General features: G+C 51.2%; 5 protein-coding genes. 2 read left to right on the top strand and 3 right to left on the bottom strand.

The genetic code is table 11. The annotated features are described in order from the left end of the window. Positions 1-165: 165 nt before the first annotated feature. Both EXE50_RS17720 and EXE50_RS09270 read right to left on the bottom strand, forming a co-directional pair. Positions 166-339 carry a DUF5684 domain-containing protein gene (locus EXE50_RS17720; protein WP_233561725.1) on the bottom strand — a complete coding sequence of 58 codons (174 nt, stop codon included), beginning with the start codon at positions 337-339 and terminating at the stop codon, positions 166-168. 1,336 nt (positions 340-1,675) lie between these two features. Beyond that, the gene (locus EXE50_RS09270; protein ID WP_137704888.1) at positions 1,676-2,647 is read right to left on the bottom strand and encodes a DUF3592 domain-containing protein; all 972 of its coding nucleotides are present in this window, start codon (positions 2,645-2,647) and stop codon (positions 1,676-1,678) included. A gap of 233 nt (positions 2,648-2,880) precedes the next feature. On the opposite strand from EXE50_RS09270, the gene EXE50_RS09265 reads away from it, so the two are divergent. Continuing rightward, positions 2,881-4,557, top strand: a complete 1,677-nt coding sequence (locus EXE50_RS09265; RefSeq protein ID WP_137704887.1) for an ATP-binding protein — start codon at positions 2,881-2,883, stop codon at positions 4,555-4,557. A gap of 139 nt (positions 4,558-4,696) precedes the next feature. Here EXE50_RS09265 and arsN2 read toward each other — a convergent pair whose 3' ends face one another. Then, positions 4,697-5,140: an arsenic resistance N-acetyltransferase ArsN2 gene (arsN2, locus tag EXE50_RS09260; protein ID WP_137704886.1), complete on the bottom strand. Its 444-nt coding sequence runs from the start codon at positions 5,138-5,140 to the stop codon at positions 4,697-4,699. Between the two features lie 660 nt (positions 5,141-5,800). Between arsN2 and EXE50_RS09255 the strand changes: the two genes are divergently transcribed. Continuing rightward, a complete protein-coding gene (locus EXE50_RS09255) occupies positions 5,801-6,295 on the top strand; it encodes a DUF3592 domain-containing protein (protein WP_137704885.1) in 495 nt (164 codons plus the stop codon). The last annotated feature ends 68 nt before the right edge of the window (positions 6,296-6,363 follow it).

Below are 6,363 nucleotides of genomic sequence, written 5' to 3'. Positions count from 1 at the left end.
GGGGGGGGGTGAGCGATGGGAGAGACTCAGCGACCGGATATTTGTTCAAGACCGCCTCCGGCCGGCGGCTACCTGTATCTAATACTGGGAATAGTATCAAGCCCGTAGCAGCGTTTCATCGGGAGAAACACGGCGCAGTTGGGCCTCAATCGGATTCTTTGAGTGTTAGGCCACGCTCCCAGTTGAGCCAGTGGCATCGTTATACTGGTAGCCACCGAACCCGAGAAGTGGGTAGAAAATGAACGATATGAAGGTGAGTCCGAGACCAAATAGAACCCCCTTATTGAATCTGCCAGCGACATCGATACTAACCTTCAGCGTGGCGAAGAAGTTGATCACCGGGACGAAGAACAAAGCAATACCATGCGTTTCCGCTCACCTTGACCAAGACGTAGAGATTGTATATCGGAACAATCGCAGCCCAGCCCGGTTTACCAGCTTTCTCAAATACTCTCCAAAGTCCGGCAAAAATCAAAATAATGAGTCCTAGTGTAACGAACAATTCAACATTGGTACTACCTGTTCCTTCTATCGAAACGGATGAACTCAATGCTGATCGCATCAATCACCGAATTCTCACACTTAATAAGAAATCCAAGTCACCGTTTCACGCTCTGAATTACGACCGGTAGAACGCTTATAAGCCGAGGTGTGCGTCACGTGTAATAACGGTATACCCCTGAACCGAGAGCACCTCGTCACGATACCGATTCGCGATTAGCTGTTGTGGGACACGTCGTAGTCCGAACCGTCGATTTGAGGTGTATGTCACGTCAATAGTTGTGTATTCACCCGAGCTGCTAATTGTCGACGTATATGTGGCCCATGGTTGGTCATCAACCGTAACTTCTGACTCAATTACACATCCACCACCTGCTGTCGAATCCGTTTTCGTGTGCACAGTCATGTCGACCGATCGAAGTCCAAACAGGTACGAAACGGAATATATTGCTGTGTCACCCTCTGTGAAGACCTTCTCCGCCAGACCCCATTGAATTGCGAGAACAGGCGGTAGGGGGCCGGAGAATTCGTCCATAACAGTATCAAGATCGTCACTAGTTCGAAGTCGGAACGTCCCATTTGACTGCAAAATAGGAAACCGAACCCCAATGATGAGGATGGCTGCGACGAGAACAGCTTGACCCAATGCTGTCACGAGATATGTGCCGACGAATACCAACCACGCGAGAACGACGACAAGTGCGTTGAGTGGACGTTCGCGTCTAAGATATTGCTGTGCGACATCAACCGCTTTTTCTGAGCGCTCAGAATCCGTGGAGGGCATCGTGGAAACCGTTGATGACAAGAAATGTTACTCTTATGTTTTGATACAACTTTTCAATATTAGGAGAGGTTGAAACGGTGAACACAGAACTAAAATAAAGCAAATGGATCTATTACCTAGCACCATCACTAACTGACGAATTAGGCGCCATCGTGGTGATTAGTAGACATGTTTGATGATATCTTTGAGTTCATCTTTGAACTACTGCTAGAATTGGTTCCAAACGTGATCTGGAAGGTTCTACTGAGTATGGTCGGGATCGCGATGACGGTCTTTGGCGCGACAAAAATCACAGAGTCAACACGACTAGGGGCCGCACTGATTGTCGTCGGTACATTTCTGTTTGTAGGCTCTCTCCTCTCGTTGTACCGATCGAGCTAATTCTTTTTATCACGACGCCGTCACGAGAACGAACGCGACGATACCGATGAGGAACACAATGAGTGCGAACACGAAGCCGGTCAGTTTCACTCGACGGCCATAGATATCGAGGTCGTCTCGGGAGTACATGATTGTAACGAGGCGAGACGGATGTCGGAACGGGCTCGGTGGCCGTGGGTCTGGAATGCGTTCACGCAGTCGTCTGTATTCGGTAAATGACCAAATGCCATAGAGTGTGAGCCCAAAGACAAACCCTAAAACCGATAGAAGGGCCGAAAAGAACGCGAATCCGACCGGGTCAGTCACACTGACCTGTAGTGATGATCCCTCCGAATTCAACAGAAGTGCCACTATAGTTACGAGAGAAAGGAAAAACACAGCTGGTGTAAACAACATGAGACGCTTACTAATTCGAGATAGTGTGTCCCGATTGAACCCGAACACCGTGTCATATCGAGTTGGCTCGCGTTCAGTTGTTTGACTGATCCCTACATTTTGGCCAGGGTTACGTGCCCCAATCGCATGAAGTGCTGTCAGGAGCGCCAGAAGACTCCCGAAGCCAATGAATCTGAACGGAGCAAATATCGTTTGTTGCTTGAGAAACCCTCCACTAGGGTTGTCGGGGGTAACGTAGGCTGTCGCTGTCTCGTCCGACTCGTACGGCTCAATAATACGTTGAGCGTCACTTCGTACGGTGTATATCGGCCCCGTTGAGCCTGGGAACACCTGTTCGCTCGTATATTCACGCCCCTGATATTCGTAGGTGTGCTCAACTGAGATGCGGTAGTAGAAGCGACGGCCGTTGGATCTGCTTATACTAGTGTCAACAACAGTTGTTTCGACAGCGACAGCATCGTGAACAGCGTTCGATTGCTGGACATAGTCATAAGCTCCATACCCAGCGATACCGAGTCCGAGAACGAGCGTGAGAAAAATTACCGGCGTGACCGTGACAGCCACTCCACGGACAGTAAACTCCATTTTACCTAAGCCTTTTCAAGAAGACAAACAAGAGTAAATGAAGTGTTTCACCGTTAGCAACAGCGGTCCGCTGCTCGATCGACGTATTTGTGTTTCCGGACCAGTAACAGACATAATCAAATTATGGATGAATCAGTTGAACAACCAGCGTGAGTGACCGCAATGACATCAGTAACTGTCCAGCGGTTCAACGCTGTTCCATCTAAAAATCCGAAAGCGAATGCCCTCCACCAATGCTGCTCTCATTAGGACTCTCAGTTGCCGTTGATGTCGCCGCTGTTGGCCTCCTGGCGTGGGTAACATGGCACACTGCGAAGGATCGATCCCCGCCAAATGCTGTCCCCTTTGCGCTAATGACCAGCAGTCTGTTGCTATGGGCACTGCTCTCGCTGATTTCTGAATTTCCGAACGCGTGGGGGGTCGGATCGAATTTGGCTGCCATCGCACAGGTTGTCCCGGTCGTGTTTCTTCCCGCGATGTGGCTGGTCTATGTCCTTGGATATATCGGCCGAGAGACAGGCTTTACTTCCCTCCGAGGGGCGTTGTTTGTTCTCCTTGCGCTTCCGCTGATTGGGGCAGCAGCCACGTTCGAGGGTGGCCCAACGCGGGAAGAGATCCGTCGCTCACTCGCGTCACTCGTCGGTACTGAACTGTTTTTATTGTTCATAATTTACGTCTACGCAGCGTTTCTCTTCCTCAGGTACGGTTGGAACCACGGGCGTGTTTCAAGGACACAGGTTGGGATCCAGCTGGGAGCAATCTCAGCACCATACATTATCGGGGGCTGGCTGGACGGGAGTTTGATTATCGATGGAGTCACTGGCGGGTTGTTAGTTTCGGGTGTGTTACTTGCCGTTGCGGTTCAACGCTATCCGGTATTGACGGGGTTCCCGAAGGCAGATTATGTCGCGCGGTCACGCGTCGTCGAATCGCTTCAAGAGGCGGTTGTCGTCGTCGACTGGGAAGCAAATATCCTTGATGCCAACGTGACAGCTGAAGGCTTGTTTGGGTGGGCGACACGAGATGTGATCGGGACACCACTCAACGTGGCTGTTGACGGATTCGACGGGATAGATCTGTCTGCTGGTACTACAGAGGTCGTCTCGCTTCAGACGACAAAGGGCCGACGTCAGTTTCAGTACACGGTCTCCGATGTCGAACGCCACGCGGGTGACAGCGACGAGGAACCCGTGGCGTGGACAATTGTTTTTCGAGACGTGACCGATCAGCGAACCCGTGAACAGCGGCTCTCAGTACTCAATCGAGTGCTTCGACACAACGTCCGGAACAAACTCGACGTGATCTTAGCGCATGCGGATCACGTAGAAGACGACACGCACCGGACAGTCATTCAAAATAGTGCCAGCGAACTCGCCTCGGTCAGCCGGAAAGCACGGGAAGCTGAAGCAGTTATGACCGACAGCGTTAGCGCCCCGTCAACGGTCGACATTGCTGCGGTCGCCCACGAAGTCGCCGCAACGGCCCGCGATGACTACCCGGATAGCAGCATCTCAGTCACTGCTCCGGAGCGGCTACAATTGACCTCCTATCGAACTGTTGTGCGACGGCTTATGACAGAACTCGTCGAGAACGCTATTGTTCACTCAGATGACCCCGCACGAGTCGATATCGAGGTCGAAACGACAACCGATGAAATCCCGCAGCTCCGCATCGCAGACAATGGGTCCGGGATTCCGGACCGAGAACGTGAGTTGTTGACCGAATCGAATGAAACGCAACTCGAGCACGGACTTGGTGTCGGACTCTGGTTCGTTAATTGGGCAGTAAGCCAATTAGGCGCTGAACTTGAGTTTCAGTCTACTGGTACCACAGGCACTACGGTAATCGTTCGTTTTCATCGGAACAGCGAGTCGATGCGGCAAGACTCAGACGGTAGTCACAGTAGGTAACAAGCGTATTGAAGCTGGAGTCTTAGCCGACGGTGGCTTTGTTGAAATCCTCAAAGAGTAATATATTGAACCGGGTCCTAGTCCGTACAGAAATCTCAAGAATCGCTCAGTACAGAGGGGCTAGAGAACAAATCTGGTGCTACAGAGTTTTCTTCATACAGGTGGCTGTTGAAGGGCAAAGGTCGTCGAACTCTGTAGTTTGCTGAATAGCTCTTGGAACTGTACTTCGATCTATTTCTACGTATCCTAGCTCGGTAAAGAAACCAGAAGTGTTCGTCGTCAACAGGTACAGCATGTCAACGTCGGCAGATTGCGCTTCCGTTTCCGCAACCGCACAGAGCGCTGTTCCGTATCCCTGGCCTCGCACAGCTTCTTCGACGACGACCGACCGTAGAAGACCGTCAGTGTCATAAATTTCGATACCTGCGGCGCCGATCCGTTCGTCTCCATCGTAACCGATGTAGAAGCAGTCGGGTTTCGACCGTACGTCCTGAGACGGCAAGCCGTTCGCTTCAAGTTTAGTTTCGACATAAGAGAGAGTGGCCTCGTCCGCTCGTCGGAGCTTGAGGGGTGCTCCATTCATACTTCGGAGGAGTATCCGAAGCATCTAATAGTTTCGTCAGGTGTGGTCCTGTTCAATACGCATTTCTCACCAACCGGCTGATTCATCGGTGTATGTGTCTGAATAATAGAATTCCAACAAAGCCGGCTAGCAGTGTTTCAGGACGAGCAACACCCCATCCACGCTGTTCGGATTCAGTCTTGGCGGGTCAACCGACAGGTCCCTGCTCGTGGCGACGATAGCCTGTCAGTTCCGATACCGCACCGCAGTCGTCGACCGTCGGCGTCGGCGGGACGTGACCGCAATCCATGGAGACCCATGCGTTGCCGCATTTCGTCCGGAGACGGTTGGTCCACAACTTCACATTAGCCATTACTCTCACAGATTGGGCTGCTATCCTTAGCGACTCTACATTGACGACGATTGGACAAAATATATCATCTGCCGAATAGCTTTTAACAGAGCCACCATCTTTAGTCACTAGGTGTTTGAAAAACGGCCTGATGTATTCAGTCCTCCAACAGAACGGTCTGACATTCGGACGACGCATACAGCGGGTATCGCTGCTTCGCCTGTTATACCGCTCTCGGTGGTGTGAACAGATCCGTCTACAGTTGGCTGAACCCCGCAGCAACGCCCGACATTCTCCTCATTGTACGCGGCCTCGTGGTGATTGATAGTATGAGCGACGATTCAGGTGTGACTATTAAAGGCCCCGATAGCCTCAAGGGTGCGTTACTGTATATTCTCATTGGGATTGCTATCATCAGTTACGGGGGATACGATTACGTTCAACAGACGGAGGCAGTCCGGGAATCAGTCGAGGTTGATGCGACTATCACCGAACTCGACATCGAGGCTGATAGCGGAACGTCATCAAATCCGGGCGCCGATTTCGATCCGGTGGTTGAGTTTGAGTACACGTATAACGGAACTGAATATACTGGGACAAAAATCTATCCAGCAGATATTGAGCAGAACTACGAAACCCAGTCAAGCGCCGAATCAGCCATTGAGGAGTTCGAACAGGGGACACAAACAACCGCATATGTTTCCCCTGACCAGCCGGGAGATGCGTTTTTGAAAGATCAAACGTCGAACGCACCGATCATTGCGATTGTACTCGGTGGACTATTCACCCTCTTCGCCGCATTTTCTGCCGTAAGGAAACTCTAGCACACTGAAACTGCGCTGAGGGTGATCCGTTGGCGTAGAGCAGAATGTATTCGTTGTTTGTTAGGAAT

It is taken from the genome of Halorubrum sp. ARQ200 (genome assembly GCF_005435115.1).
In the GTDB taxonomy this organism is placed as follows: domain Archaea; phylum Halobacteriota; class Halobacteria; order Halobacteriales; family Haloferacaceae; genus Halorubrum; species Halorubrum tropicale.
The sequence above is the reverse complement of the archived record's forward strand: the minus strand, read 5'-3'. Positions and strand labels throughout refer to the sequence as shown.

Excerpts from the sequence above, each read along its gene's own strand:
- EXE50_RS09270 (WP_137704888.1), bottom strand. The coding sequence starts at position 2,647 with ATGGAGTTTACTGTCCGTGGAGTGGCTGTCACGGTCACGCCGGTAATT.
- EXE50_RS09265 (WP_137704887.1), top strand. The coding sequence starts at position 2,881 with ATGCTGCTCTCATTAGGACTCTCAGTTGCCGTTGATGTCGCCGCTGTT.
- arsN2 (WP_137704886.1), bottom strand. The coding sequence starts at position 5,140 with ATGAATGGAGCACCCCTCAAGCTCCGACGAGCGGACGAGGCCACTCTC.
- EXE50_RS09255 (WP_137704885.1), top strand. The coding sequence starts at position 5,801 with ATGAGCGACGATTCAGGTGTGACTATTAAAGGCCCCGATAGCCTCAAG.